Annotated in this window: 22 protein-coding genes and 1 pseudogene; 16 read left to right on the top strand and 7 right to left on the bottom strand. The window is 70.5% G+C overall.

Annotated elements, in window-relative coordinates:
- Positions 1–350: 350 nt before the first annotated feature.
- The gene (locus RPQ07_RS32880; RefSeq protein WP_413777857.1) at positions 351–2414 is read left to right on the top strand and encodes a transglycosylase domain-containing protein; all 2064 of its coding nucleotides are present in this window, start codon (positions 351–353) and stop codon (positions 2412–2414) included.
- A 124-nt stretch (positions 2415–2538) separates the two neighbouring features.
- Positions 2539–2805: a hypothetical protein gene (locus tag RPQ07_RS32875; protein ID WP_313947872.1), complete on the top strand. Its 267-nt coding sequence runs from the start codon at positions 2539–2541 to the stop codon at positions 2803–2805.
- A gap of 43 nt (positions 2806–2848) precedes the next feature.
- Here the strand turns inward: RPQ07_RS32875 and RPQ07_RS32870 are convergent, their stop codons facing one another.
- Positions 2849–4240: an FAD-binding oxidoreductase gene (locus RPQ07_RS32870; protein ID WP_313947871.1), complete on the bottom strand. Its 1392-nt coding sequence runs from the start codon at positions 4238–4240 to the stop codon at positions 2849–2851.
- 265 nt (positions 4241–4505) lie between these two features.
- Here RPQ07_RS32870 and RPQ07_RS32865 point away from each other — a divergent pair, with 265 nt between their 5' ends.
- Both RPQ07_RS32865 and RPQ07_RS32860 read left to right on the top strand, forming a co-directional pair.
- The gene (locus RPQ07_RS32865) at positions 4506–5624 is read left to right on the top strand and encodes a sulfite oxidase (protein WP_313947870.1); all 1119 of its coding nucleotides are present in this window, start codon (positions 4506–4508) and stop codon (positions 5622–5624) included.
- A gap of 188 nt (positions 5625–5812) precedes the next feature.
- Positions 5813–6055 (top strand): hypothetical protein, encoded by a 243-nt coding sequence (locus RPQ07_RS32860; protein WP_313947869.1) that lies wholly within the window; start codon positions 5813–5815, stop codon positions 6053–6055.
- Between the two features lie 71 nt (positions 6056–6126).
- Here RPQ07_RS32860 and RPQ07_RS32855 read toward each other — a convergent pair whose 3' ends face one another.
- Positions 6127–6552, bottom strand: coding sequence for an OsmC family protein (locus RPQ07_RS32855; RefSeq protein ID WP_313947868.1), 426 nt, complete (start codon positions 6550–6552; stop codon positions 6127–6129).
- Positions 6553–7049: 497 nt separating this feature from the next.
- Between RPQ07_RS32855 and RPQ07_RS32850 the strand changes: the two genes are divergently transcribed.
- Together RPQ07_RS32850 and RPQ07_RS32845 are read left to right on the top strand one after the other, a co-directional pair.
- The gene (locus tag RPQ07_RS32850) at positions 7050–7502 is read left to right on the top strand and encodes an SseB family protein (RefSeq protein WP_313947867.1); all 453 of its coding nucleotides are present in this window, start codon (positions 7050–7052) and stop codon (positions 7500–7502) included.
- A gap of 150 nt (positions 7503–7652) precedes the next feature.
- Positions 7653–8921 (top strand): FAD-binding protein, encoded by a 1269-nt coding sequence (locus RPQ07_RS32845; RefSeq protein WP_313947866.1) that lies wholly within the window; start codon positions 7653–7655, stop codon positions 8919–8921.
- 69 nt (positions 8922–8990) lie between these two features.
- Here RPQ07_RS32845 and RPQ07_RS32840 read toward each other — a convergent pair whose 3' ends face one another.
- Positions 8991–9242: a DUF3253 domain-containing protein gene (locus tag RPQ07_RS32840; protein WP_413777856.1), complete on the bottom strand. Its 252-nt coding sequence runs from the start codon at positions 9240–9242 to the stop codon at positions 8991–8993.
- Between the two features lie 564 nt (positions 9243–9806).
- On the bottom strand, positions 9807–10928 hold the full coding sequence (locus tag RPQ07_RS32835; RefSeq protein WP_313947864.1) for an XdhC/CoxI family protein: 1122 nt from the start codon (positions 10926–10928) through the stop codon (positions 9807–9809).
- Between the two features lie 268 nt (positions 10929–11196).
- On the opposite strand from RPQ07_RS32835, the gene RPQ07_RS32830 reads away from it, so the two are divergent.
- From RPQ07_RS32830 to RPQ07_RS32805, 6 genes are all read left to right on the top strand, one after another.
- Entirely contained in the window at positions 11197–11721 is a 525-nt protein-coding gene (locus RPQ07_RS32830) for a hypothetical protein (RefSeq protein ID WP_313947863.1), read from the top strand.
- A 160-nt stretch (positions 11722–11881) separates the two neighbouring features.
- Entirely contained in the window at positions 11882–12817 is a 936-nt protein-coding gene (locus RPQ07_RS32825; protein WP_313947862.1) for an ornithine cyclodeaminase family protein, read from the top strand.
- Positions 12818–13105: 288 nt separating this feature from the next.
- The gene (locus tag RPQ07_RS32820) at positions 13106–14281 is read left to right on the top strand and encodes an ROK family transcriptional regulator (protein ID WP_313947861.1); all 1176 of its coding nucleotides are present in this window, start codon (positions 13106–13108) and stop codon (positions 14279–14281) included.
- A 7-nt stretch (positions 14282–14288) separates the two neighbouring features.
- Positions 14289–16148, top strand: a complete 1860-nt coding sequence (locus RPQ07_RS32815) for an alpha-galactosidase D (RefSeq protein WP_313947860.1) — start codon at positions 14289–14291, stop codon at positions 16146–16148.
- 120 nt (positions 16149–16268) lie between these two features.
- Complete coding sequence (locus tag RPQ07_RS32810; RefSeq protein WP_313947859.1) at positions 16269–18677, top strand: glycoside hydrolase family 95 protein; 2409 nt, start codon at positions 16269–16271, stop codon at positions 18675–18677.
- A gap of 155 nt (positions 18678–18832) precedes the next feature.
- On the top strand, positions 18833–19924 hold the full coding sequence (locus RPQ07_RS32805) for an SGNH/GDSL hydrolase family protein (protein ID WP_413777800.1): 1092 nt from the start codon (positions 18833–18835) through the stop codon (positions 19922–19924).
- 20 nt (positions 19925–19944) lie between these two features.
- On the opposite strand, the gene RPQ07_RS32800 is transcribed toward RPQ07_RS32805, so the two are convergent.
- Both RPQ07_RS32800 and RPQ07_RS32795 read right to left on the bottom strand, forming a co-directional pair.
- Positions 19945–21150, bottom strand: a complete 1206-nt coding sequence (locus RPQ07_RS32800) for an aromatic ring-hydroxylating dioxygenase subunit alpha (RefSeq protein WP_313947857.1) — start codon at positions 21148–21150, stop codon at positions 19945–19947.
- 249 nt (positions 21151–21399) lie between these two features.
- Positions 21400–22572, bottom strand: a complete 1173-nt coding sequence (locus RPQ07_RS32795) for an epoxide hydrolase family protein (RefSeq protein WP_313947856.1) — start codon at positions 22570–22572, stop codon at positions 21400–21402.
- 102 nt (positions 22573–22674) lie between these two features.
- Between RPQ07_RS32795 and RPQ07_RS32790 the strand changes: the two genes are divergently transcribed.
- The 4 genes and pseudogenes from RPQ07_RS32790 to RPQ07_RS32775 all read left to right on the top strand — a co-directional run bounded on the left by RPQ07_RS32790 (position 22675) and on the right by RPQ07_RS32775 (position 25547).
- Positions 22675–23250, top strand: coding sequence for a CGNR zinc finger domain-containing protein (locus tag RPQ07_RS32790; RefSeq protein WP_313947855.1), 576 nt, complete (start codon positions 22675–22677; stop codon positions 23248–23250).
- A pseudogene (locus RPQ07_RS32785) lies at positions 23213–23391 on the top strand (ISL3 family transposase); the annotation flags it as partial. The gene RPQ07_RS32790 and the pseudogene RPQ07_RS32785, both read left to right, overlap by 38 nt.
- Before the next feature lie 400 nt (positions 23392–23791).
- On the top strand, positions 23792–24346 hold the full coding sequence (gene ssuE / locus RPQ07_RS32780; protein WP_313947854.1) for an NADPH-dependent FMN reductase: 555 nt from the start codon (positions 23792–23794) through the stop codon (positions 24344–24346).
- Between the two features lie 46 nt (positions 24347–24392).
- The gene (locus RPQ07_RS32775) at positions 24393–25547 is read left to right on the top strand and encodes an LLM class flavin-dependent oxidoreductase (RefSeq protein WP_313947853.1); all 1155 of its coding nucleotides are present in this window, start codon (positions 24393–24395) and stop codon (positions 25545–25547) included.
- Positions 25548–25572: 25 nt separating this feature from the next.
- On the opposite strand, the gene RPQ07_RS32770 is transcribed toward RPQ07_RS32775, so the two are convergent.
- A complete protein-coding gene (locus RPQ07_RS32770) occupies positions 25573–25959 on the bottom strand; it encodes a helix-turn-helix domain-containing protein (RefSeq protein ID WP_313947852.1) in 387 nt (128 codons plus the stop codon).
- Between the last annotated feature and the right edge of the window lie 51 nt (positions 25960–26010).

Here is a 26010-nt window from a genome sequence, read left to right as displayed (position 1 = left end):
CGGGCACTCTCCTGACCGGCGTGTACTGTGTGCCGCGCCGCCATGCCAACGTTCCGGCAATCGTGATGGTTGCGCCGGGAGTTGCGCGGCCGGCTTTCACATTCGCCTCCCGGAGGAGTGTCCGTTCGATGACCCAGAACCGTCCCGATGGGCCCCAGTCCCCCGACGGCGAGAACACGGACGACCGCCGTCGTCCCGGATTGGCCCCCGAGGACGGGACGGACACCGGCCACGCCGAAGAGGACGGGACGGACACCGGCCACACCGAAGGCGACGGTGGCCGGGGAGATGTCGAGGGCGGCGACGGCAAGGCCGACCGCGACACGGACGCACATGCCGACAAGAAGCGCCTGATCGACTACCCCCGTCGCGACAAGGGCGGGGTGCGCCGCTGGATACCCTCGTGGCGGCTCGTCGTCGGCACCTCCTTCGCCGTCGTCACCGCAACGGTGGGGGCCGCGACCGTCGCCTACGCACTGGTGGAGGTCCCTGACCCGACCAGCGCGGCCGAGGCGCAGAACAACGTCTACTACTGGGCCGACGGCACGCAGATGGCCGCCACCGGTGGAGAGATCAACCGCCAGATCATCGGCATCGATCAGATCCCGCAGGCCATGCAGAACGCGGTGATCTCGGCGGAGAACAAGACGTTCCGCACCGACGCGGGCGTCGACCCCATGGGGATCGGCCGCGCCGTGGTGAACATGACCAAGGGCAGTGAGACCCAGGGCGGTTCCACCATCACCCAGCAGTATGTGAAGAACACCCGGCTCGGCGACCAGCCGAGGAGCGTGAGCCGTAAGGTCGCAGAGCTGTTCGTCTCCATCAAGGTCGGCGCCGACATGGACAAGTCGGAGATCATGGCCGGCTATCTCAACTCCGCCTACTACGGGCGGGATTCCTACGGGATCCAGGCCGCGGCCCGTACGTACTACGGGAAGAACGCCAAAGCCCTGAACCCCAGCGAGTGCGCCTTCCTCGCCTCGCTGCTCAAGGGCGCGGTGTACTTCGATCCGGCCGGTTCCGTGGACGTCGATCCGGCGGCGACACCGGAGGCCAATCTGGCGCGGGTGACCGACCGCTGGAAGTGGGTCATGAACGAGATGGTCAAGGACGGGCATCTGAGTGCTGCCGAGCGGGCGCAGTACCCCTCGTTCCCCATGCCCCAGTCCATCTCCAAGGGGACCCAGCTCGGCGGACAGGTCGGTTATCTCGTCGAACTCGCCAAGGCGAACGTCCTCAAGGACCGGACCCTCGACCTGACTTCGGACGACTTGGCGCGCGGCGGCTACGAGATCCACACCACCTTCGACAAGAAGAAGGTCGACCAGCTCGAGAAGGCGGTGCGGAAGGTCCGCGAGGCCAGCATCAAGCCCGACAAGCGGCCGAAGACGGACACGCACGTCCAATTCGGCGGTGCGTCGGTCGACCCGCGGACGGGTGCGATCGTCGCCGTCTACGGCGGTGAGGACGCGACCGAGCACTTCACCAACAACGCCGACGCGACCGGCGTCCCGGTCGGATCGACCTTCAAGGCCTTCGTCCTGGCGGCGGCGCTGCGCGACGGTGTGCGCGACCCGCAGGGCGGCGCGACTCAGGGAAGTGCCGAGCGTACGCCCGTCGATCCCGACACAAACGTCTACAGCGGCCAGGACAAGCTCAAGATCAAGAACTATGACGGCTCGGTGTGGCTGACCGCGGAGGGCAAGGAGTGGCTGCAGACGAACGACGGCAACGAGTCGTACGGAAACCTCTCGCTGCGTGAGGCCATGATCCGCTCGGCGAACTCACCGTTCGTTCAGCTGGGCATGGACGTCGGCATCCCCTCGGTCCGCCGGGCCGCCGTCGACGCGGGCCTTCTCGAGAACTCGCTCAACACGTCGGACGTCCCCTCGTTCTCCCTCGGTACCTCCTCCCCCAGCGCCATCCGTATGGCCGGGGCCTACGGCACCTTCGCGGACGGGGGCAAGCAGCGTGAGCCGTACTCCGTCACCAAGGTGAGCCGGGAGGGCAGGGTGGTCCACGCGCACAAGGACGAGTCCAAGCAGGCCTTCCCCGCCGCGGTCGCCGGCTCCGTGACCGACGTGCTCAGGGATGTCGTCGAGAACGACGAAGGCACCGGACGGAACGCGCGGCTGCCGGGCCGTGAGGTCGCCGGTAAGACCGGTACGACCGACGGCAACAAGTCTGCCTGGTTCGTGGGCTACACCCCGCAGCTGTCGACCGCGATCGACATGTACCGCCTCGACGACGACGAGAAGAACCGCAACGGCACATTCCTGGAGATGTTCGGTACGGGTGGCCAGGAGAAGGTCCACGGCGCCTCGTTCCCGTCGGAGATCTGGCGGACGTACATGACCGAAGCCCTCAAGGACCAGAAGGTGTTGCGCTTCCCCGCCCCCGAGCAGCCGTGACGGCAGGGCCGGTGTTCCCGCCGCACTGAGCCTGGGCGCCATATCGGCTAACGGCTCGGTGACGGCGGGATTGCGGATCGGACGCGTGCCGGGCCCTTTCGGCCGGCCGGACGGTTGATTCGGCATGAGCGCTTGGGAAAGTGACCCGTTGCCCGTGGCCGGGGTTTCGGTCGTGACCGTCACCCGGCCACCGGACGAACGGCCGTGCGGCGGAGAGGACGAGGGCGGCGCCGTGTGCACCGCCCCAGGAGACGTGCGTGCCGTCCCCGTGTCGGACGCCCGGTTCCGGATGGCCGTGACCGACCTCCTGGTGGCACCCGTGCGGACGGCCTTCCTGTGCGTGGCCGCCGCCACGGTCGTCGCGGCCGTGCTCGTCGTGTGGTCGACCTGACGGCGACGGGGGCGGAGCCCGGAACATCCGGACCGTGGGCCCGTCAGCGGCCTGCCGGTTCGGCGGGCCGGACGTTCTGGGTGGCGTGGAAGAGGTTGTGCGGGTCGTAGGTCCGCTTGATCTCCGCCAGCCGGTCGAAGTGGTCCCCATAGGTGGCCCTGACCCGGTCCTGGCCCTCGTCCTCACCCAGGAAGTTCACATAGGAGCCGCCCATCGAGTACGGGCGGAGCGCCTCCTCGTAGGCGGTGCACCACTCCTTGAGCGCCGGGGCGTTGGCGGGGTCGGGGTCGATGCCGACGACGACACCGGACCAGATGGCGTCCCGGTGGCTCCAGGCGGTGGCATCCCTCGGGACCCGGCCGGCGGCGCCGTCGACCGGATACAGGTGCATGGTCGACAGAGGGGTGGGGAGGTTCTCACCGTAGTGGAGATGGACGTCGAGGGACTCGTCGGTGATGCGGTCGAAGAAGGCGCCGCGCCAGTACCACTGGAGTCCGCTCGGAAGCAGGTCGTCGAACATGCTCTGGAGCGCCGGGTAGGGCATCGGCGTCGTGAAGTGGAAGGCCGGGGTCCCGGCGTCGTTCACGGGCCGGAGCACCTCGTCCAGGCGGTCCGGGTCGCCGGTCCAGCACCACACCACCCCGCACATCTTCCGTCCGTGGATCTCCTCGGGGAACGGCGGGCCGGGCGGTACCGACAGCAGCGCGAAGAAGCCGTTCAGGTCGTCGGCGGACTGCGGCAGGAACTCGCGGTACCACCGCAGCACCTCACGGGTCCGCTCGACCGGCCACAGGGTGAACGCGACGCCCACGGTGCTGACGGGATGCAGCCGGTAGCGGAACGAGGTGACGATGCCGAAGTTCCCGCCGCCTCCACGCAACGCCCAGAACAGATCGGAATGCTCGCTCTCGCTCGCGGTGACGAGGCTGCCGTCCGCGAGGACGACGTCGGCGGAGACCAGGTTGTCGATGGTGAGGCCGTATTTGCGGGTGAGGTGGCCGTGGCCGCCGCCCAGGGTGAGTCCGCCGACGCCGGTCGTCGAGTTGATGCCGGAGGGGGTGGCGAGACCGAAGGCGTGGCCGGCGTGGTCGAGGTCGCCGAGCTGGCTGCCGCCGCCGACCAGGGCGGTCCGCGTGCCGGGATCGATGTGCGTCCAGCGTATGGGCGCCAGGTCGATGGTGACGCCTTCGTCCACCAGACACAGTCCGGGACCGCTGTGGCCGCCGCCTCTCACGGCGAGCTCGAGACCGTGGTCGCGTACGAAATCGACGGCGGCCATGACATCGGCCACGTCCGTGCATCGCGCTATGGCCGCCGGCCGGCGGTCGATCATCCCGTTGTAGATCTTGCAGGCCTGCCCGTAGTCCAGATCGTCCGGGCCGATGACCGGACCGCGCAGCGCTGTCCGCATCGCTTCCAGAGTGGTGTCGTCCATCACGATCTCCTCCGGCGGGGGCACGGACCGTGACCCGCCTGCCCTTCGGCTCTTCCGGCTCTTCCGGCCGTCCCGGCCGCAGCTTCCGAACGCCCCGCCGTCGTGGTCCCCGCCGACGGGGGCATGGCCCGCAACCGACGCGCGGTCAGGGCCTCTCAGGTGTCCACATGGCTCGTACGTCCAGGGTCCCGCCGACCGGGGACCGCCGCAAACCCCGCACGTCCCACGAGGCGCCCGCACTGCCGTGGAAGAGCACCATGGGGTCATGGACGGACACATCGGCCGGGTCAGCGGTCCGGCACGGGTGGCCGGGCCCGGCGAAGGCATCGGCCTGGAGGAACTGGCGCTCGCGGCCCGGAACCACGGGCTGCCGCTGGAAGCCATGCGCGACGACGTGACCCCGCCAGGACTGCACTACGTACTGACCCACTACGACATTCCCGCCGCCGCTGCCGAGGCGTGGGAGCTGACCGTGCAGGGGCTGGTCCGCACCCCACTGACCCTCGGCATCGACGCCCTGCGGTCCTTCCCGGCCGTCACCCAGCGCGTGACGATGGAATGCGCCGGCAACGGTCGCGCGCGCCTCTCGCCACGACCGGTCAGCCAGCCGTGGCTGGTCGAGGCGGTCGGAACCGCCGACTGGACCGGAGTACCGCTACGGGTGCTCCTGGCCGAGGCGGGGCCGGCGGCGGATGCCGTGGAGGCGGTGTTCACCGGCGCCGACCACGGCATCGAGCGGGGTGTGGAGCAGGACTACCGGCGGAGCCTGCCGTTGGCGGTGGCCACCGGCGACGACCCCGAGGTGCTGGTGGCGTACGAGATGAACGGATCTCCCCTGCCGCCGCAGCACGGCCATCCCCTGCGGCTGGTGGTGCCCGGCTGGTACGGCATGGCGCACGTGAAATGGCTGTGCGACATCGACGTCACCGCGACGCCGTTCACGGGATTCCAGCAGGCGGTGGCCTACCGCTACCGGCAGTCGGCCGACGAGCCCGGCGAGGCGGTCACCCGGATCGCCCCGCGGGCCCTGATGATCCCGCCGGGGTTCCCGGACTTCATGTCCCGTGCCCGCGTGCTGAGGCCGGGTCGCGTCCTCCTGGAGGGCCGGGCGTGGTCCGGCAGGGCACCGGTGACCGCGGTCGAGGTGAGCACCGACGACGGCCGAAGCTGGCGCGCGACGGAAGTCGACCCTCCGGGCCGACACGGCTGGGCGTGGCGGCGCTGGCGTACGTGGTGGGACGCCGCACCCGGGACGTACGTGCTCAGCGTCCGCGCCGGCGACGCCGAGGGACATGTCCAGCCTCTGACGCAGCCGTGGAACCGCGGCGGCTTCGGCAACAACGCCGTCCAGCGGATTCCGGTCCTGTGCCTGCCTCCGGACTGATCCGCGCCGACGCGCCCACCTCGGTGGGGGCACCGGCACCGGGAGACCCCCGCGCCCCGAAGTGCGGTGAGCAGCGGCGCTTCTAAAATGGACCTGGTACACGCACCTTGCGTTGCGTACGCGCACCCTGCGTCCGATGAACCACGGTTGCATCAGGGAGCTGTGATGCCCAATCGTCCCGGTCGGTCATGATGACCACCCCTGAGGATGAGCCGCGGAGCCCCTGGCCCCCGCCGATCGTGGTTCACCCCGTCATGCAGGGCGACCCGCCGTTCCGCTCCGTCGAGATCAACGGGGAACTGGCCGGCATCGCCCGCGATCTCGTGGAGTTGCTCGACCTGGCGTACAGCGCGGGTCTGAAGCACATCGATCTGGACGACCCCGCGCAGGTGAGATGGGTCGGCGGCGCCAAGTACAAGTGGGTTCTCTGACGGCCTTCCCACAGCCCAGGGCGGGCCGCCGCCCAGGCGGCGGGCGGCGGCGCGGCACAGGGATCGCGGCGTCAGTCGAGCGCGGCGGTGAGCGTGATCGTGGTGCCGGTGAGAGCCTTGCTGACCGGGCAATTGGCCTTCGCGTCCTCGGCCGCCGCCTTGAAGCCGGCCTCGTCCGTACCCGGCACCTGACCCGTCACCGTGAGGTGGATGCCGGTGATCCCGGGGCCCGGCTCGAACGTCACCGCGGCCTTCGTCGTGAGCATCGTCGGAGGCGTACCGGCCTTCGTGAGGATGTTCGACAGGGCCATCGAGAAACAGCTGGAGTGGGCGGCTGCGATCAGCTCCTCCGGGCTCGTCCTCCCGTTGGGATCCTCGGCACGAGAAGCCCAGGTCACGGGGAAGTGGCCGAGGCCCGACGAGTCGAACGTGACCTCCCCGAAGCCCTTGAGCAGTTCGCCTTCCCACTCGGTGTGCGCGTTGCGTGTGGTGGCCACGAAGAATGCCTTCCTGTGTTTGGACGACGTCTCCCAGATCGTCCGCCCTGCGGCGGCCGGACCGGGCCATCGACGCGCCGGGGCGCTCGTACTCGCCGTGCGTCGTGCGCGAGCTGCACCCCGGGCGTCGGTGCGCGGGATGTGCGCCGGGGTTGGGGTGCGCAAGTTGTGCGACGGGCGTCGGTGCGCGGGCTGTACGCCGGGGGCCGATCCGCGGGATGTACGCGGGCCACTGGGGCGCACGTGGCCGCCCGAGCCTCAGGGGCAGGCGCTCCCGGGCGGGTCGAAACCGCCGGGGTCCGTGGGGCGGGGCCCCGGCCCACCGGACGCGGTGATCGTCGACTGCGCACCCGGCGCCCGGCGGCTTAGCCTGGACGTATTGCCACGCTCGCCCCCGGCCCCGCGCCGCTGGGCGGCATCCGGCGGCGACTGAGGCAAACCGCGTCCACCCGCATTCGGCGGACGGGCGGTAGGCAACGCCGACGAGAGGACTGGCCATGACCCCCTCGACCCCCGACGAGCACGGGCCCCCGACGCCCTCCCCCGAGGAGACCCCGTCCGCGGCGGACATGGCGGACACGCAGGCCGCGCTCATCGATCTCGCGAACAGCGTGGCCCTGCTGCCGCAGGCGCCGCCGGCCGAAGGCGAGGAGGAACGTCCCGAGGGTGCCATCGCACTGCCGGTGATCGAACAGGACGGCACGCGGTACATCCCGGTCTTCACGTCGGAGGACGCTCTGCTGGCGGTCGGCGGGGACCCCGAAAGCGCGGTGCGCATCCCTGTCGTCGACCTGGCCGCCAACTGGCCGGCGGACGACCTGTGGCTCGCCGTCAATCCTTCCTCCGAGGAAGGATTGACCCTCCCGGCCGACCTGGTGCGTGCGCTCCCCATGGTCACGCGGCGCAACGGCCAGACCGGCATGCCCGAGCAGGGCGGCGCACCAGCGTAGGACGGCGCGTCGGAAGACAACGGCACGCCGAGGAGGCCGGCGGCGGAGCACGTCGGCGCCGGAGCACCCGGTCGGAGCCCGGCCGTACGACCGCATGGGAGCATGCCCGGCAACGCACTGACGTAGAGGGCTTCCAGAAGGGCTGCGGGCATGGGTGTGACCAACTGGGCAGGGAACATCACCTTTTCGACGGCTCAGCTGCACACTCCCGGATCGCTCGACGAACTGCGCACCCTGGTCGCCGACAGCACCCAGGTGCGGGTCCTCGGCAGCGGACACTCGTTCAACACGATCGCCGACGTCGACGGTCCGGGCGGGACGCTGCTGTCCCTCACGCGTTTCCCGTCCTCCGTGGAGGTCGACACGGGGGCCCGCACGGTGCGCGCCGGGGGCGGTGTGCGGTACGCGGAACTGGCGCGGCTCGTCCACGGGCACGGACTGGCGCTGCCCAATCTGGCCTCGCTCCCGCACATCTCGGTGGCGGGCTCGGTCGCGACCGGCACACACGGTTCCGGCAGCGCCAACCAGCCACTGTCATCGGCGGTGAGCGCCGTGGAACTGGTCACCGCCGACGGCTCCTCGCTCGTGATGCGCCGCGGAGACGCCGGTTTCGAGGGCGCCGTGGTCTCACTGGGCGCCCTCGGAGTCGTCACCGCGCTCACGCTCGATCTGGAGCCGGCATTCGACGTGAGTCAGCACGTCTTCACCGATCTGCCGCTGGCGGGGCTGGACTTCGAGGCCGTGAGCTCGGCGGCGTACAGCGTGAGTCTCTTCACCGACTGGCGCGCGTCACGCTTCACGCAGGCATGGTTCAAACGGCGTTCCGACGGACCGCCTCTCGACGTGCCCGGCGTTTCTTCGGCGGCCTCGGCGACGGAACAACTGCATCCCGTACCCGGCATGCCCGCGGTCAACTGCACTCCGCAGCTGGGTGCACCCGGGCCGTCGCACGAGCGACTGCCGCATTTCCGCGCCGAGTTCACTCCGAGCAGCGGCGCCGAACTCCAGTCGGAGTACCTGCTCCCCCGTGCCGACGCACTCGCCGCGCTGCGGCAGCTGGATTCCGTGCGCACGGCGCTGGCCCCCGTCCTCCAGATCTGCGAGGTACGCACGGTCGCCGCCGACACCCAGTGGCTCAGCCCGGCCCAGGGCCGCGACACGGTCGCCTTCCACTTCACCTGGGTCCCTGACGCGGCGGCGGTCCTGCCGGTGGTCGCCCTGGTCGAAGAGTGCCTGTCGCCTTTCGCGCCGCGACCGCACTGGGGCAAGGTCTTCGGCGTACCGTCGGCGGAACTGCGGGCGCGCTATCCGCACGTGGGCGACTTCGCGGCGCTTGCGGACAGGCTGGACCCGGCCGGGACGTTTCGCAATGCGTTCGTACGGGGGTGCCTGGCGGGTTCCAGCCGGCCAGGTGCTTGAGGCAGCGTGAGCCGACGAACGGCGCAACCGTGCAGCCCGGCAACTGGGCAATGCCACGCCTGAGGTGCGTCAACGGGCGCGGCGGATGCGGATCGGGCCGCGGGCCTCTGTCGGCTCGACGGGGCGTCCGGCCTGGGTGATCTCCACCTCGCCGGCGGCGACCAGCCGCCGGGCCGCGTCCCGGGCCGGCTCCATCAGCGCACGCCAGCCGTCGTCGTCCCCTCGGTACACGGCCCGCGCGGCGTCCGAGGGGCAGATGCTCGCAGTCGGGCTGCGACGCTCCAGCAGATCGAGGATGGCTCGCTCCAGACGCCGGTCCATCTGCCGTTCACTGTCCGCCACACCGCCAGTGTGGCACCGGCGGTGACACGTGGCAGTGCGGCGGAGCAGGTGGACGAGCGGGAACGCGCAGAAGATGGACCGCAAGGCTTGATCCCACGCGCTCCGATGCACCTCAGGCGTTGTTCTCGTCACCTCGTTGGACACACCCGTACCTCTCCTCACTGCGGACACCTGGCCGCCGGCATCGACGTCAGCGCGACGTACGCCCGCGCCGCCGCAACGCCGATACTTCATGATCGAGCCATGCTGGTCGACATCATGGAGCTCGCGACATCTCCCCGGAGTCCAGGACTTGCCCTGATACGGACGGCGTTCGGCGACGCCTGGGTCCGGTGGTGTGGAGATCCGGCCGCCCCACCGGGTGAGTATCACGTCGAGTGGACCATCGACGACGACATCACCTGGGGGGAGAACCTCAGGGCAACTGCCGCTTGCGGTCCCGGTGTTCGCTCCGGAGGTCTCGGACGCGTCATCCTGCGGGGTCGGCTGGAGCTCGTGGATGACGAGCCGCCGGGCCGGCCGCGAGCAGGAGGAGCCTCCCCCTCAGACCGACTTCAGCCCCGACGTCCGCGCCCCGTGAATGGCCCCCGCCGTCCGCGCCAGCGGTGTGCCCGTGCCGCCCCAGCGCAGGGCGACGATCTCGGCCGCCACCGAGACCGCCACCTCCTCCGGTGTGCGGGCGCCGAGGTCGAGGCCGATCGGTGAGTGGAGGCGTGCCAGTTCGTCCTCGGTCAGGCCCCGCTCCCGCAGGCGTGCCATGCGGTCATCGTGCGTGCGGCGGCTGCCCATGACGCCGATGTACGAGGCCGGTGAGCGCAGGGCGACCTCCAGGAGCGGTACGTCGAACTTGGGGTCGTGGGTGAGGACGCAGAGCACCGTCCGGTCGTCCGTCCCGGTCGTGCGCAGATAGCGGTGCGGCCAGTCGACGACGACCTCGACGCCGTCGGGGAAGCGTCGTGGGTCCGCGAAGACCGGGCGGGCGTCGCACACCGTGACCCGGTAGCCCAGGAAGGCTCCGATCCCCGCCACCGCGGCCGCGAAGTCGATGGCGCCGAAGACCAGCATCCGGGGTGGTGGGGCGAAGGAGTGCAGGAAGACCGTGACGTCGTCCACGCGTCGCTCGCCGTGCGGGCCGTAGTGGCGTCGGCCGGTCGCGCCCTGGGCGAGTTCGCCGCGGGCGTCGTCGGTGACCGCGGCGTCGAGTCCCGTGGAGCCCAGCGAGCCCGACACGCTGTCCGGCCACACGGCGATGGACGCGCCCCGCGCGGCGGGGCCGTCGACGACGGTGGCGACCACCACGGGGCGGTGGTCGGCGACCGATGCCGCGACCTCACCGAAGGACGGGTCGGTGGCCGCCGACACCGGGCGTACGAGGACGGTGATCTCACCTCCGCAGGTGAGGCCCACGGCGAACGCGTCCTCGTCGCTGTATCCGAAGGTCTCCAGCCGGGCCAGGCCGCTCTCGGCGACCTCCTTGGCCAGTTCGAAGACCGCGCCCTCGACGCATCCCCCGGAGACGCTGCCGACGACCTGGTCGTCCGGCCCCACCGCCATCGACGCGCCGGGACCCCGGGGTGCGCTGCGGCTGACGCCGACGACGGTTGCGAGACCGAAGGTGGCACCGGCCTCGTACCACTGACGGAGCGTCGGGAGGATCTCACGCATGGGCCGCACCTCTCACCACGGCCGCCGGCCGTTCGGGCGCGGCCGTGCCGGCGCCGCTCGATGCCGCGACGGGACTCGGGGTGTCGGGCATCCCGGCGGCGTGCGCAGCAGAGATCAGCCGTTCCGCTCTCACAGTCGCCACCTTAGGACCGGCCGCCAGGGTGCGCGAGCCGTTGCCGGACGGTGATCCACCAGGCCGCCCGGCGCCGGTTACGCCCTGGGCTGATCCCTCTCCCGCTGCCGAAAGCACGGATGTAATCTGAATTACATGATCACTCAAGAGCAGGAACAGGTGCTGCGGGGCTGGTTCGCCGGGCGACTGCCCGACGGGCTCTTCGCCGAGCTCCTGGAAGTGACTGTGGACCGCGAGGAGATCACCGTCGTCGGCCGGATACCCGAGCCGGAGCTCGCCGACGACGTCTCGCCCGCGGAACGGGAAGCGGCGCGGGAAGGCCGTGCCGCGGAGTTCAGGGAGCGCACCCGCGACGACCGGGTGCAGGTCGCACGGCAGGCGGAGCGGAAGTTCGGGCGCAAGGTCTCATGGGGCGTCGAGTGCGGCGGCCTGCGGACCATGTTCACCACCGTCTCGGCGCCGACGATGACCCGGCTGCGCCAGCCGGAGCGGCAGCTCCTGGACACACTGATCGCCGCGGGTGTCGCCCGCAGCCGCAGCGATGCCCTCGCCTGGTGCGTCCGCCTGGTCCAGCGCAACGCGGACACCTGGCTGACCGATCTGCGCGACTCGCTCAGGCATGTCGAGGAGGTACGGGAGCAGGGGCCCGACCGCGCCTGAGGGCTGTGCCGTCGCGAAAGGGGCCTGCCGCGGGCGAGACTGTTCCCGTCGGGCCGGGTGCGGCGCCGGAGCCGGCCGCTCCGGCGTCCGCCGCGCCGCAGACATGCACGCAGGCAGACATGCACGCAGGCAGGCAGGGCAGCTCTCCCCGGAGGACCGGATGAACGACGGCACGATCGCCTTCCTCGACGCCGACGCGGTACGCACCGCACTGCCCATGGCGTCGGCGATCGCCGCCCTCCAGCGGGCTCTGCGCGACGGACTGGACCCGGAGTCCGATCCCGCCCGGTCCGTGGTCCCCGTCGAGCACGGACAGCTGCTGCTGATGCCGTCGCACGCCGCACGCTACGCGGGCGTCAAGATCGCCTCCGTCGCGCCGGCCAACCCGGACCGCGGACTCCCCCGCATCCAAGGCAGCTATCTGCTGCTCGATGCCGAAACGCTCGGCCCGGTCGCCGTGCTCGACGGGATCGCACTGACCGCCGTACGCACCGCGGCGGTGTCGGCCGCCGCGGCGGACCTGCTCGCCGTGCCCGACGCACAACGCCTGGTCGTCTTCGGAACCGGACCTCAGGCCCACAGCCATGTCGAGGCCCTGCGGGCGATCCGGCCGCTGCGGCACATCACGGTCGTCGGCCGCGACCCGCAGCGGCTGGCGCGCTTCCTGGGGCAGTACGAGGCAGCAGCGGACGTCTCCGTCGAGGCCGGGACCGCGGACGCGGTGGCCACGGCGGACCTGGTGGCCTGCTGCACCACCGCCCGTACGCCCCTGTTCGACGGATCGGCACTGCCCGCGCGGGCGACGGTCGTCGCCGTCGGATCCCACGAGCGCGACGCACGCGAGGTGGACGACGAGACCGTGCGCCGCTCGATGGTGGTGGTGGAGGCACGGTCCGCCGCGCTCCGCGAGGCCGGCGATGTCGTGCTCGCGGTGGAGTCGGGGGCGCTGGATGCGGACGAACTCGTGGCCTTCGCCGGGCTCGCGCGCGGTGAGGCGCGGGTCGACGGCTCCCGTCCGCGGCTGTTCAAGAGCGTCGGGATGGCATGGGAGGACCTGGTCCTCGCCGGCGTGGCGTACGAGGCCCTGCGCAACTGACCGCGCACTGTGCGGCGTTGACACTGACCGCGCACTGTGCGGCGTTGACCGACTCGGCCGTCGGACCACTCCGCCCGTCCCGGGCGTGCGCACCGGCCCTGCCCGCCCCGGGGCAGATCGCGGACGCACCTGAGCGTTCCGCGTATCGCGGGCCGCGCCGCCCACATCGTCGGACAACTCACCACCCGGACCAGGCATTTGACGGCCTCACCGCCCCGGCGGCATCTCTTCCCACGGTTTCGGTTTCTTTTATTGACAGCGGAAATTAACTCACCTACGTTTCCCGCCATGCCGTCGACGTACCGTGTGGAGACGTTCCCGGTGGCCACCCCCGCCGCCTCCGCCGTCTTCATCACCGTGCTCTCCCAGGGCCCGCTCACCCGGGTCGAACTCGCCCGCCGCACCGGGCTCTCCTCCGCCGCCGTGACCAAAGCGGTCCGCCCGCTGATCGAGGCGGGCTATGTGATCGAGACCGAGGGCGACGGGATGCGCGCATCGCTCGGGCGCCCCGCCAACCCCGTACAGGTCGACGGCGGCCGGGCCCTGTTCATCGGCGTCAAGGTGACCGGCGACGAGGTCATCGCCGTACTGACGGACCTGTGCTGCCGCATCAGGACCGCGCGCCACGCACCGTTCACGACGCAGCGGCCGGCCGATGTCATCGGGCTCATCGCCGCGCTGACCGAGGAGTTGGCCGCCGAGGCGCAGGGCCTCGGAGTCGCGGTGCAAGGGGTCGGCGTCGCCGTGTCCGGGGACGTCGACCGCTCCGCCGGGGTCGTGCACTACTCCCCCTTCCTCGGCTGGCGCGACATCGCGCTGGCCGAGCTGGTGTCGGCGGCGACAGGGCTCCCGGTGACCGTCGACAACGATGTCCGCGCACTGACGATCGCCGAGCAGTGGTTCGGCGGGGGCGTCGGCTGCGCGAACTTCGCCGTCGTCACGGTCGGCGCCGGTATCGGCTGCGGACTCGTGGTCGACGGCCGTGTGGTCTCCGGCTCGCACGGTGTGGCGGGTGAGATCGGCCATCTCCCCATCGACCCGCAGGGGCCCGTCTGTCACTGCGGCAACACCGGCTGCGTCGAGGCGATCGCCTCGGACTCCGCGATTCTGCGGCGCATCCGGGAGGACACCGGCCGTCCGGTGGCCGACTCCGCCGAAGCCCTGGAACTGGCCCATGCGGGTGCCGCGGGCGCCCGGGAGGCGTACGCCCGGGCCGGTGAGGCGATCGGGCGCGCGATCGGGGCCGTGGTCAATCTGCTCGGACCCGAGCGCGTGATCATCTCGGGCGAGGGACTCGCGGCGTACGACCTGTTCGCCGAGCACATTCGTGACGCCTTCGGAGCGGCGGCCTTCGGGGCCGCCGCCCGGTGCGAGGTGACGACCCGTCCGCTGCCCTTCGAGGAATGGGCGCGGGGGGCCGCGGCCGCCGCGATTCAGACGTTCATCGGATCCGAACCCCGATAGGAGCCCCATGCTGTCCCCCGCAGCGTTCACCTCAGGAGCCGTGGCACTCGCCGTCGCCACCGCCCTCATCTCGGCCGCGCCTCCCACCGGACCCACGGCATCGATCCAGAGACCGGCCACCACGATCCCCGCCGCGCCCGCGGCCGTGACACCGGACGCACGTGCGCAGGAAGCCCCCGCGCAGGACGCCGTCGCGCAGAAGCCGTACATGGGATGGACCAGCTGGTCCATGCAGTCCAGCAAGTACCCCGGCCTCAACCCGCGGGGTGACTACAGCTATCTGACCGAGGCCAACGTGCTCAAGCAGGCGGACGCCATGGCCGCCAAGCTCAAGCCCTACGGCTACGAGTACGTCAACATCGACGCCGGCTGGTGGCGCGACTGGCAGTGGAAGCCGCACTTCGACGCGTACGGCCGGCAGCAGGCCGACCCCGAGCGGTTCCCGAGCGGGATGAAGGCGGTGGCCGACCGCCTGCACCGCAAGGGCCTCAAGGCGGGCATCTATCTGCCGGTCGGCCTGGAGAAGGAGGCCTACGGCGAGGGCAAGGTGCCCGTCTGGAACGCCCCCGGCTGCACCACCGGCGACATCGTCCACAGCGATCTGCGCACCACGAACGGCTGGGACAGCGCCTACAAGATCGACTTTTCGCAGGCGTGCGCCCAGAAGTACATCGACTCCCAGGCGCAGTTGTTCGCCGACTGGGGCTATGACTTCCTCAAGATCGACGGCGTCGGCCCCGGCTCCTTCAAGAGCGGTGACAACTACGACAACCGCGCCGACATCGCCGCGTGGAAGCAGGCCATCGCCACCGCCGGGCGCCCCATCCACCTCGAACTCTCGTGGTCGCTGGACGTCAACCACGTGGCCGACTGGAAGAAGTACTCCAACGGCTGGCGTATCGACACCGATGTCGAGTGCTACTGCAACACATTGGTGACCTGGGACAACTCCGTCGAGGACCGGTGGCGCGACACCCCGGCGTGGACCCGGCACGGGGGCCCCGGCGGGTTCAACGACCTGGACTCCCTGAACGTCGGCAACGGCGCGATGGACGGGCTGACCAAGGCCGAGCGGCAGAGCTACATGACCCTGTGGGCGATCTCCAAGTCCCCGCTGTACACGGGTGACGACATCACCGAGCTGGACTCCTACGGCCTCTCCCTCCTCACCAACCGCGAGGTGCTGAAGCTCAATCAGCAGGCCTCACCGGCGGCCCGGCCGGTGACCGCGGGCGACAGTCAGGTGTGGGGCGCGAAGAACCCGGACGGGACGTACACGGTCGCCCTGTTCAACCTGGGTGACACACCGGCCGCGGTCACGGCCGACTGGTCCAGCCTCGGCTTCGGCGGCCGGGCTTCCGTGCGCGACGTGTGGAACAAGGAGAACCTCGGCCGGTACAACGGCGGCATCACCCAGGCCGTACCCGCCCATGGCTCACGGCTGTTCGTCGTACAGCCGGGCGGACCCGCGCCGGCGATGACGGCCTACGAGGCGGAGGCCCCGGCCAACACGCTCGCCGGCAGCGCGTCCGTCGCCGGCTGCGACGAGTGCTCGGGCGGCAAGAAGGTCGGCAACCTGTACGTCGGCGGCTCGCTCCGCTTCAACGAGGTCGTCGTCAAGAAGGCCGGCACCTATGTCCTCAACGTCGCCTACACCTCCGGAGACCCGCGGCAGATCCGGGTCGGCGCGAACGGGTCGCCCGGTGCCACCTGGGACTTCCCGTCCAGCGGCGGCTGGGGCGCGGCCGAGAGGGTCAGCGTTCCCGTCACGCTGAAGGCCGGCAGCAACACGATCACGTTCGACAGCGGTTCCGGCTACTCGCCCGACATCGACCGGATCGACGTCCCGCAGCAGCAGCGGTCCTGAACCGGCGGCCGGGGGCGCCTGACCGCCCCCGGCCGCCCGCTCTCCCCCGAGGCCCCATGTCTCGTGCGGTCCTCCTCGCCAACCCCCCGCCCTGTCATGCCCCGATCACCGGAGTGCCTCGTGGACGACCAGCACCCGCACAGACCCGCACAGCCCAGCCGCCGGGGATTCCTCTCCCTCGCCACCGCCCTCGGTACGGCGACCGCTCTCGGCGGACTCCCCGCCTTCAGCGCCACCGCGGCGCCGGTCCGGCCCCCCGTCTCCCCGATGCTCTCCCCCGGTGCGACGACCCGGATGTGGTACCGCGCTCCGGCCGGTGAGCGAAAGATGATCGAGCAGGCCCTCCCGGTCGGCAACGGCCGGATCGGCGCACTCGTGAGCAGCGACCCCGGCCGCGAGCTGGTCTATCTCACCGATGCCACGCTGTGGACGGGACACCGGAACGGCACGCTCGACCAGGACGGCCAATTCCCCTACGCCCGTGAGAACTTCGGGAGCTTCACGCAGCTCACGCATCTGGCGGTCGACATACCGGACCATGAACTCCAGGGCGTCTCCGGCTACCGCCGCAGCCTCGACCTCAGCCAGGGCCTGGTCAGCGCCCAGTACACCCGCGGGGGCGTGACGTACGAGCGGCAGATCTACGCCAGTCACCCCGACGACGTGATCGTCATCCGCCTCACCCAGCGCGGCGGCGGCCGGTACACCGGCTCCATCGGTCTCGACGGCACTCACGGCGAGACGACGACGGCGGACGGCTCCCGGGACACGCTCTGGTTCGGCGACACGTTCGACAACGGGCTGCGCTACGGCGCGGCCGTCACCGCGACCGGCCGGGGCGGCTCCGTCTCGGTGCAGGGCGGCCGGATCGCCTTCTCCCGCTGCTCGGAACTCACGATCGTGGTCACCGGCGGTACGAACTACGCGCCGAACGCGGCCCAGGACTACCGGGATCCGGATCTGGACCCGGCCGCACTCGCCCGGACGAAGGTGACGGCCGCCTCCCGGCACTCCTCCACGGCGCTGCTGCACACCCATGTGGCCGACTACCGGGCGCTGTTCGACCGGATGAGCCTCTCCCTCGGGGAGTCGACGGACGAGCAGCGGCGTCTCGACACCTGGGAGCGGCTCAAGGCCCGTACACAGAACGCCGAACCGGACCCGGAACTGGAGGCGTTGTACGTCCAGTACGGCCGCTACCTCATGATCTCGGGATCGCGGGACGGACTTCCGCTCAACCTCCAGGGCCTGTGGCTGGACGGCAACGACCCTGACTGGATGGGCGACTACCACAGCGACGTCAACATCCAGATGAACTACTGGATGGCTGACCGCACCGGGCTCTCGCGCTGTTTCGACGCCCTCGCGGACTACTGCCTGGCGCAGCTGCCGTCGTGGAGCAAGCTCACCCAGGAGCTGTTCAACGACCCGCGCAACCGCTTTCGCAACACCTCCGGCAAGGTCGCGGGCTGGACCGTGGCGTACTCGACCAATGTGCACGGCGGCCTCGGATGGTGGTGGCATCCGCCCGGCAACGCCTGGCTGTGCATCTCGCTGTTCGAGCACTACGAATACACCCTGGACAGGGACTATCTGGCCCGCATCCATCCGCTGCTGAAGGGTGCCTGCGAGTTCTGGGAGACACGCCTGGTGCCGATGACGGTCACCGACCGGGAGACCGGCGAACCGCGCGAGGTCCTGGTGGCGGACCGGGACTGGTCGCCCGAGCACGGGCCGCAGGACACCCGGGGCAACGCCTATGGGCAGGAGGTGGTGTGGGCGCTGTTCGACCAGTACCGCCAGGCGTGTTCGGTGCTGGGCAAGGACGCCGCGTACAGCCGGACGGTGGGAGCGATGCAGGAGCGGCTGTATCTGCCTGAGGTGAGTCCGAAGACCGGGTGGCTCCAGGAGTGGATGTCGCCTGACAACCTCGGCGAGACGACGCACCGTCATCTCTCGCCGCTCATGGGGCTGTTCCCCGGGGACCGCATCCGGCCGGGAGCCGTGTCCGGTGAACTCCTCGACGGAGCGACGGCCCTGCTCACCGCACGCGGCACGGAGAGCTTCGGCTGGGCGAACGCCTGGCGGGCGCTGTGCTGGGCGCGCCTGAAGAAGGCGGAGAACGCCTACCAGTTGTTCGCCAACAACCTGCGGCCGTCCACGGGTGGCGTCAACGGCACGGCGATGAACCTCTTCGACATCTACGAGGTCGAGAAGGGCCGGGGGATCTTCCAGATCGACGCCAACTTCGGCACACCGTCCGCCGTGATCGAGATGCTCGTGTACGCGCGGCCCGGTCACGTCGAACTCCTGCCGGCACTGCCCGGCGCCTGGGCCGCGTCGGGGTCCGTGACCGGTGTCGGTGTCCGGGGCGGCTTCGTCGTCGATCTCGACTGGAGTGACGGCACGGTCGACCGGGCGCGGATCACCAGCGTCGGCGGGCGGACGACCACGGTGTCGTGGCGGGGCTCGTCCCGTACGGTCACGCTGCGGCCGGGGAAGTCCGTCACCCTGCGGGACTTCGGGTGAGGCCCCGGCGCTGGGCCGTGCTTCTCGGGCCTGCGCTGGCACTCGCTCTGTGCACACCCGGACAGGCCTCGCCGGTACCTTCCGCCACGCCGGTACCTTCCGCCTCGTCGGTACCGGCCACCACGCCGGTACCGACTGCCGCGCACCCACAGGTGGTGACCTGGGCGGCGAGCGCGGACCGGATGGGCGACGCCGTCGCCGACCGCAGCCACCGCCTCGTCGTCCACACCAGCGCGGGCGGACGCGGACTGCGGATCCGGCTGTCCAACGCCTTCGGGGACCGGCCCGTGGCCTTCGGGGCCGCCTACGCGGGCGTCCCGGCGCGCGGAGCAGCGCTGGTGCCCGGGAGCAACCGGCGGCTGACCTTCGCCGGCTCCCGGTCCGTGACGCTCGCGCCCGGCGAGGTGCGCTACAGCGATCCGCTGCCGGGGGCGGTGAAGGCCCGGAGCAATCTGGCGATCAGTCTGTACGTGCGGGACGCGGGCGGCCCCGCGACCGGCCACGGCATGGCCCTGCAGACGTCGTACGCGGCCACGGGCGACCACGCGGCCGAGTCCGGCGCGGACACCTTCGCTGAGCAGAGCGGCTCCTGGCTCTATCTCGACGCACTCACCGTGGAGGCGGCGCCCGGCGCGGGTGCCGTCGTCACCCTCGGGGACTCGATCACCGACGGCTGGCAGTCATCGGTGGACAGGAACCGTCGCTGGCCCGACTATCTGGCCGGCCGGCTCCAGGCCGCCCAGGGCAGCGTGCGGGGCGTGGCGAACGAGGGGATCTCGGGCAACAAGGTCCTCGCGGACGGCGCCGGACAGAGCGCCCTGCGCCGCCTCGACCGGGACGTGCTGTCGCAGGCGGGCGTGCGGACCGTCGTCGTCTTCGAGGGGATCAACGACATCAAGGCCCACTCCGGGGTGACGGCCGCCGATCTCATCGCCGGTTACCGCGAGATCGCCGCCCGGGCCCGTGCGGCGGGCGCCTGTGTGGTGGGCGGGACGGTGCTGCCGTTCAAGGGCTGGTCCGAATGGGGGCCCGCCGAGGAGGCCGTACGCAAGGAGGTCAACGACTTCATCCGGACCGGCGGACTGTTCGACGCGGTGGCCGACTTCGACCGGGCACTGAGAAGCCCGTACGACGGGGAAAAGCTGCTGCCGACCTTCGACGGCGGCGACCATCTGCATCCGAACGACAAGGGGATGCAGGCAATGGCCGACGCGATCGACCTCACGTCACTGGAGTGCGCCGACTGAGCACGGCCGCACGGTCGGAGTCAGCCGGCGTGGCTCCGACCGGCGTGCGGTGCGGCGCCGTTGAGCATCGCGTTGCCGCAGAACGCGGCGGCTCCGCACAGTGCGGACTCGGGGCGGATGGGCACGCCGTTGGTGCGCAGCACGTCGCGGACGTCGCGGATCAGGGGGAAGACCTCCTGATTCCAGTCCGCGCCCTGCTCGTCCCAGGCCCGCTGTTCCGCCTCGACGGCCATCCGGTCCTGGGCGAACACCCGCTCCGTGAAACGGCGGATGAGGGGCCAGGCAGCATGCAGCGCTCCCGGGATCGGCGGCTTCGCGATCATCAGCAGGCCGTAGACATGGGTGATGCGCTGCTCGACGTCCTTCGGTACATAGGCCGCCCAGAGGGAGAACGCGGGGAGTTCGGCGTTCTGCGGAACCGTCCGGAGGGTCTGGTAGGGGTACTCGGTGCGGATGGTGACGACATCGGGCGAGTTGGCGCCGCCGATGCCCTCGGCGGACAGCAGACCGGCACCGCGGTCCTTCTTCCCGCCGGCGGGAACGAACAGATACCGGGCCTCCACCGACCGCGGACCGGTGTCGAAGCCGAGGAGCTGCGGCTGGATCCTGCCGAGGACGCCCCGGTGCAGGAACTGGTGGTTCATGTCGAGGAGGTTCTCGTGCATGAACGTGTAGTGGCACCGCACGGTTCGCGAGAACGTCATGGTCCTGTGCCCGGCCGAGGCGAATTCCGGCAGTTCGGGAAGCGTTGCCGTCGCCGCCCTTTCCGGGTCACCGGGAAAGACGAAGACCAGGCCGTAGGCTTCGCGGATCGGATAGGCGCGCACACCGCGGGGCGGCCGGTCGACGCCCTTGGGCAGATAGGGAATCTGCGAGATACGGCCGTTTCCGCGATAGGCCCAGGCGTGATAGCAGCAGCGCAGAGCCTCGCCCTCCACGACGCCCATGCTCAGGGGCACCTGGCGGTGGGCGCAGCGGTCCTCCAGCGCATAGACCTTACCGCTCGCGCCGCGATAGAGGGCGATCCGCTCACCGGCGAAGGTGGCCGCGAAGGTCTTGTTCTTGCGGACACTTTTCGAGACGGCGACCGGGTACCAGAAATTCGGGTCGATGCCGGTACGCCGAAGGTCGGTCACTGCGTCGGATTCCTGATCGCGCGAGGGGAACGAGCCGTTCGTCGCTCCGGACGCAGCTGTCCCCTGCGGTGCGAACCGTTCCTCGGCCATGAGCGAGCCTCTCCGTGCAGGCAGGTCATCGGGTACCGGAGGGGAAACGGGAGGGGAAGGGGACGCCGGAGGTGCTCAGCTGCTGTCCCGCCCACTGCCGACCCTCATGACCGTCCTACCATCTGCCCGTCAGGCGCGCAGCCGGGCCCGCCCGGGATGCGGTTTCCGGTGGCGGGTGCTAAGGGCTGTCCCGACACGCTCCGCTTGTGCCGGATCAGGCGGTGATCGAGTGCCGGCACCCAGCCGCGTTCACCGATGAGCGGCGAGCACTGCCGCGAGGCCCTCTTGCAGATCCTGGACGAAATACTCGGGCACTTCCAGCGACGGGAAATGTCCTCCGGCTCCGGGCGAACTCCATCGGACGATCTGCCGGTACCGCTCCTGCGCCCAGGGGCGCGGACACTTCTCGATGTCGCGGGGATACATGCTGATTGCTGACGGGACGTCGACCCGAAGGCCGGGATCCAGCGAGTTGTGGCTCTCGTAGTAGATGCGGGCCGCCGACGCGCCGGTCCGCGTCAGCCAGTACAGGGTGACGTCGTCAAGAACGCGGTCGATGGAAATCGTCTCGAACGGGCTGTCCTCGGTGTCCGACCACTCCGCGAACTTGTCCAGGATCCACGCAAGAAGCCCGACCGGTGAGTCGACGAGCGAGTAGCCGATGGTCTGCGGTCGGGTGGCCTGCTGCTTCGCGTACGCCGCGCGGTGGCGCCAGAAATCGCGGGTTTCCTCGGTCCATGTGCGCTCGGCCGCCGTCAGCCCGTCCGTTGTCGACCCGGGCGGCGCCTCCGCGAACGTCGAGTGGATGCCGAGAACGTGCGCCGGGAACCTGCCGCCGAGAACCGTGGTGATATTCCCTCCCCAGTCGCCGCCGTGGGCCAGGAACTTGCTGTATCCGAGCCTTCCCATCAGTTCCACCCATGCGGCCGCGATCTTTTCGGTCCCCCACCCGGTGGTGGCCGGCTTGTCGCTGTACCCAAAGCCTGGCAGCGACGGGACCACGACGTGGAACGCCGGCCTGTCCGCATCTTTCGGATCTGCCAGCTCGTCCACCACATCGACGAACTCGGCGATGCTGCCCGGCCAGCCGTGCGTCAGGATCAGAGGAGTGGCATCTGCCCGCGGGGATCGGCGGTGCAGGAAGTGGATACCCAGGTCGTCAACGGTCGTGCGGAACTGGCCGATTCGGTCGAGGCGCTCTTCGAACGAGCGCCAGTTGTACCCGGTACGCCAGTAGTTCACGACACCGACCAGGTCTGCGAGAGGAACGCCCTGGTCCCATCGGCGAGGGCCGGGCGCGCTGCGGTGGACCGTCTCAGCCTCCGGAAGCCGCGCCGCGGCCAGTCGAGCGCGCAGATCGTCGAGGTCGGCGTCGGTTGCGTGGGCTTCGCATGCTTGCACGTCGCTGGTTGGGCGGGGCATGACACCTCCTGGCCATCGCGGAACCGGCCATGACCTTCGAGAACCGGCTAAGACGGTTCTACCTCGCCTCTATGCCGGCGTGCAACCGGCTAAGGTGGTTCCATGCCTCCTGAGTTCCCTGACTTCCGCCTCGGCTCCGTGCTGGCGACCAGCTTCACGGGGACGCTGTCGGAGCGTCACGGCGACGCCGTGGAGCGCATCCCCACGCCGCACCGACTCGTCGACTGGCTGGCGGTGAGCGGCCTCGCCGTGGACTCCTGCACCACCGCCCAGCTCGACCTCGCCCGGGAACTGAGGGAGTCGATTCACGCCGCCGCCACAGCGGCCGCGATCCAGGACGCTCTCCCCGCGTCCGCCGTCCACGTCATCAATGAGCGCAGCGCGCAGGGTCGGGCCGCGGCCATCCTGACGCCCGAGGGCAAGCGGCAATGGCGGCTCGGCTCGGCTTCCTGCGTGGAAGATGCCCTCAGCGTGATCGCCGCCGACGCGGTCAGCATCATCGCCGGCGAACGGGACGGAAAGCTGGCCTTGTGCGCATCGCCGACCTGCCGAGCCGCCTTCTTCGACACCAGCCAAAGCCGTACCCGCAAATGGTGCGACATGAACACGTGCGGGAATCGCCAGAAGAAGGCGCGCTTTCATGCCAACCGGCGCAGGAACCCCGTTTCAACGGAGTGATCGGTACCGCCGTATCGATGAACTCGGTCCGGGAGCCGCGGGCAACGCCTTGAGCCGGATCAGGCGGTGATCGAGTGCCGCGTCGCCGAGCCGGATCCGTGGTGCCGGAAGTGCGGGTCGCAGGGCGTGCTGCGCGACACTCCCTGGGCATCCGGCGCCCGTGGACGGGCTCGAGGCGGCCGGTCCGGTATACGAGACCGATCACGGATTGCTTGACTCACCGTCGTCGCCTTGCTGCAATCGTGGACATGCAGACGCGACTGGACCTCACACGGCGACGCCATGTCGACCTCGCCCGTGTCTCCAGCGCCTCTTGTTGCTGCGTCACGGCCCGCTGACGGGCCGAATCCCCGCACCACCGGCCCCTCGGGGGTTCCGGGTCCGGGGATTTCCTCTGTTGCCGGCGCGTGAACAATTCCGCGCCGTTCCCCCACGGTTGCGCGCCTGAATCCGGCTGTTCCCCGCATCGTCGTTCCGCCTGCCCGAACGCATCGAGATGACGCGGCAGCAGTCGGCCCACCCACTCCCCGAAGGAATTCCCATGGCCACCGTCCTGTCCGTCTCCGGCAGCCCCTCCGCGACCTCCCGCACCGGCCGTCTGCTGCGCCATCTGGACGCTCGACTGGCCCTCCAGGGCCATGAAGTGCTCCCGTTCGACGTCCGTACCGTCCCGGCGGAGGCGCTGCTGGGCGCCGACTTCCAGCATCCGGCGATCGTGGCGGCGGCCGAACTCTTCGCGCGCGCCGACGGAGTGGTCATCGGAACGCCGGTCTACAAGGCCTCGTACTCCGGTGTGCTCAAGGCGCTCCTCGATCTGCTGCCGCAGTACGCGCTCACCGGCAAGACCGTGCTGCCCCTCGCGACGGGCGGCACCACCGCACACGTACTGGCCATCGATTACGCCCTGCGGCCTGTGCTGAGTTCGATGGGCGCGGCCCATGTCGTCCAGGGCTGGTTCACGCTCGACAAGGACATCACCGTCCAGGAGGACGGCGGGCTCGCCATCGCGCCGCACGCGTCCGAGGCGCTCGACCATGTCGTCGACCAGTTCTCCTCGGCGCTCGGCCGGACCGCCGTGCTCGCCGCGGCCGGCTGACGACTCCCGCCACCGAGGACCCGACGACGACACCGAACGGAGACCCGTGTCCCTCACCTTCCACTGGTTCCTGCCCACCAGCGGCGACAGCCGCCATGTCGTGGGCGGCGGGCACGGCGCGCCCGCCGGCGCCGCGCATGCCGAGCGTCCACCGACGATCGGCTATCTCTCCCAGATCGCCCGCGCCGCCGAGGACCTCGGCTTCACCGGCGCACTGACGCCGACGGGCGCATGGTGCGAGGACGCCTGGCTCACCACCGCGATGATCAGCCGCGAGACGGAGCGGCTGAAGTTCCTCGTCGCCTTCCGTCCCGGCTTCGTCTCCCCGACGCTCGCCGCGCAGATGGCCTCCACCTATCAACGGCAGTCGGGCGGCAGGCTGTTGCTCAATGTCGTCACCGGTGGTGAGAGCCATGAGCAGCGGGCGTACGGCGACTATCTGGACAAGGACGCCCGCTACGCACGCACGGGTGAATTCCTGCACATCGTGCGGGACTTGTGGGCCGGCAGGTCGGTCACGTTGGACGGCGAGCACCTGCGGGTGACGGACGCGAAGCTCGCCCAGCTGCCGGATCCCGTCCCTCCCGTGTACTTCGGCGGCTCCTCGGCCGCCGCGGGCACCGTGGCCGCCCGTCACGCGGATGTGTATCTGACGTGGGGTGAGCCGCCTGCCGCCGTGGCGGAGAAGATCGGCTGGATCCGCCGGCTCGCGGCACGGGAGGGTCGCACGGTGCGATTCGGCATCCGGCTGCATGTCATCACCCGGGACACCTCGGACCAGGCCTGGGCGGAGGCGGACCGGCTTCTCGCCGGCTTCGATCCGGCGACCGTGCGCGCCGTCCAGGACGGGCTGGCACGCAGCGAGTCGGAGGGACAGCGGCGGATGCTCGCGCTGCACGGCGGCCGACGCGACGAACTGGAGATCTCGCCGGGCCTGTGGGCGGGTATCGGCCTGGTCCGCGGTGGTGCCGGTACGGCGCTGGTCGGCAGCCATGACGAGGTCGCCGACCGGATCGATGAGTACCGGGCCCTCGGCATCGAGGAGTTCGTGCTGTCCGGCTATCCGCACCTGGAGGAGGCCTACTGGTTCGGCGAGGGGGTGCTGCCGCGTCTGCGGTCGCGCGGTCTGTGGGCCCATCCGCAGGCATCTGCCGCGCAGGCCGTCTCCCAGGTGCCGTTCGCGACGGCCGGGGGCAGTTGAGGCGGAGGGCGGTCGACGCCCCGGGTCAGACCGGGGCGGGGGCGCAGGAGTCGGTGCCGCGGATCTCGTGGAGGTGCAGCTCCACCCAGCTGCGCAGCTGCCCGAGAGGTTCGGCGACACCGCGGCCCAGCGGGGTGAGCGCGTACTCGACATGCAGCGGTACGGCCGGGTAGACAGTCCTCTCGACGAAGCCGTGCGCCTCCAGCTTCCGCAGGGTGTTGGTCAGCACTTTCGGGCTGACTCCCTGGAGCCGCCGCTGCACCGCGCCGAAGCGCTGCGGGCCCTCCTCCAGGGCGCCGATCGCGAGGGCCGACCACTTGCCCGCGATCAGGTCCAGGATGTCCCGGCACGGGCACAGCGAGGCGTACACATCGTGGTCCGCGTGCTGGCCCGTGGTGCAGGGTATGGGCATGGACGTCTCCTCGGCAGTGCTGTGACCTCAATACTTTCTCAGGGATAGTAG

Source organism: Streptomyces sp. AM8-1-1 (genome assembly GCF_032229325.1).
In the GTDB taxonomy this organism is placed as follows: domain Bacteria; phylum Actinomycetota; class Actinomycetes; order Streptomycetales; family Streptomycetaceae; genus Streptomyces; species Streptomyces achmelvichensis.
Note: the sequence above shows the minus strand (reverse complement) of the source record. Positions and strands in the feature narration are given on the sequence as shown.

What these genes read in the sequence shown, in the direction of transcription:
- RPQ07_RS32875 (WP_313947872.1), top strand. Translation starts at nt 2,539, where the DNA reads ATGAGCGCTTGGGAAAGTGACCCGTTGCCCGTGGCCGGGGTTTCGGTC.
- RPQ07_RS32870 (WP_313947871.1), bottom strand. Translation starts at nt 4,240, where the DNA reads ATGGACGACACCACTCTGGAAGCGATGCGGACAGCGCTGCGCGGTCCG.
- RPQ07_RS32865 (WP_313947870.1), top strand. Translation starts at nt 4,506, where the DNA reads ATGGACGGACACATCGGCCGGGTCAGCGGTCCGGCACGGGTGGCCGGG.
- RPQ07_RS32860 (WP_313947869.1), top strand. Translation starts at nt 5,813, where the DNA reads ATGATGACCACCCCTGAGGATGAGCCGCGGAGCCCCTGGCCCCCGCCG.
- RPQ07_RS32850 (WP_313947867.1), top strand. Translation starts at nt 7,050, where the DNA reads ATGACCCCCTCGACCCCCGACGAGCACGGGCCCCCGACGCCCTCCCCC.
- RPQ07_RS32845 (WP_313947866.1), top strand. Translation starts at nt 7,653, where the DNA reads ATGGGTGTGACCAACTGGGCAGGGAACATCACCTTTTCGACGGCTCAG.
- RPQ07_RS32840 (WP_413777856.1), bottom strand. Translation starts at nt 9,242, where the DNA reads ATGGACCGGCGTCTGGAGCGAGCCATCCTCGATCTGCTGGAGCGTCGC.
- RPQ07_RS32835 (WP_313947864.1), bottom strand. Translation starts at nt 10,928, where the DNA reads ATGCGTGAGATCCTCCCGACGCTCCGTCAGTGGTACGAGGCCGGTGCC.
- RPQ07_RS32830 (WP_313947863.1), top strand. Translation starts at nt 11,197, where the DNA reads ATGATCACTCAAGAGCAGGAACAGGTGCTGCGGGGCTGGTTCGCCGGG.
- RPQ07_RS32825 (WP_313947862.1), top strand. Translation starts at nt 11,882, where the DNA reads ATGAACGACGGCACGATCGCCTTCCTCGACGCCGACGCGGTACGCACC.
- RPQ07_RS32820 (WP_313947861.1), top strand. Translation starts at nt 13,106, where the DNA reads ATGCCGTCGACGTACCGTGTGGAGACGTTCCCGGTGGCCACCCCCGCC.
- RPQ07_RS32815 (WP_313947860.1), top strand. Translation starts at nt 14,289, where the DNA reads ATGCTGTCCCCCGCAGCGTTCACCTCAGGAGCCGTGGCACTCGCCGTC.
- RPQ07_RS32800 (WP_313947857.1), bottom strand. Translation starts at nt 21,150, where the DNA reads ATGGCCGAGGAACGGTTCGCACCGCAGGGGACAGCTGCGTCCGGAGCG.
- RPQ07_RS32795 (WP_313947856.1), bottom strand. Translation starts at nt 22,572, where the DNA reads ATGCCCCGCCCAACCAGCGACGTGCAAGCATGCGAAGCCCACGCAACC.
- RPQ07_RS32790 (WP_313947855.1), top strand. Translation starts at nt 22,675, where the DNA reads ATGCCTCCTGAGTTCCCTGACTTCCGCCTCGGCTCCGTGCTGGCGACC.
- ssuE (WP_313947854.1), top strand. Translation starts at nt 23,792, where the DNA reads ATGGCCACCGTCCTGTCCGTCTCCGGCAGCCCCTCCGCGACCTCCCGC.
- RPQ07_RS32770 (WP_313947852.1), bottom strand. Translation starts at nt 25,959, where the DNA reads ATGCCCATACCCTGCACCACGGGCCAGCACGCGGACCACGATGTGTAC.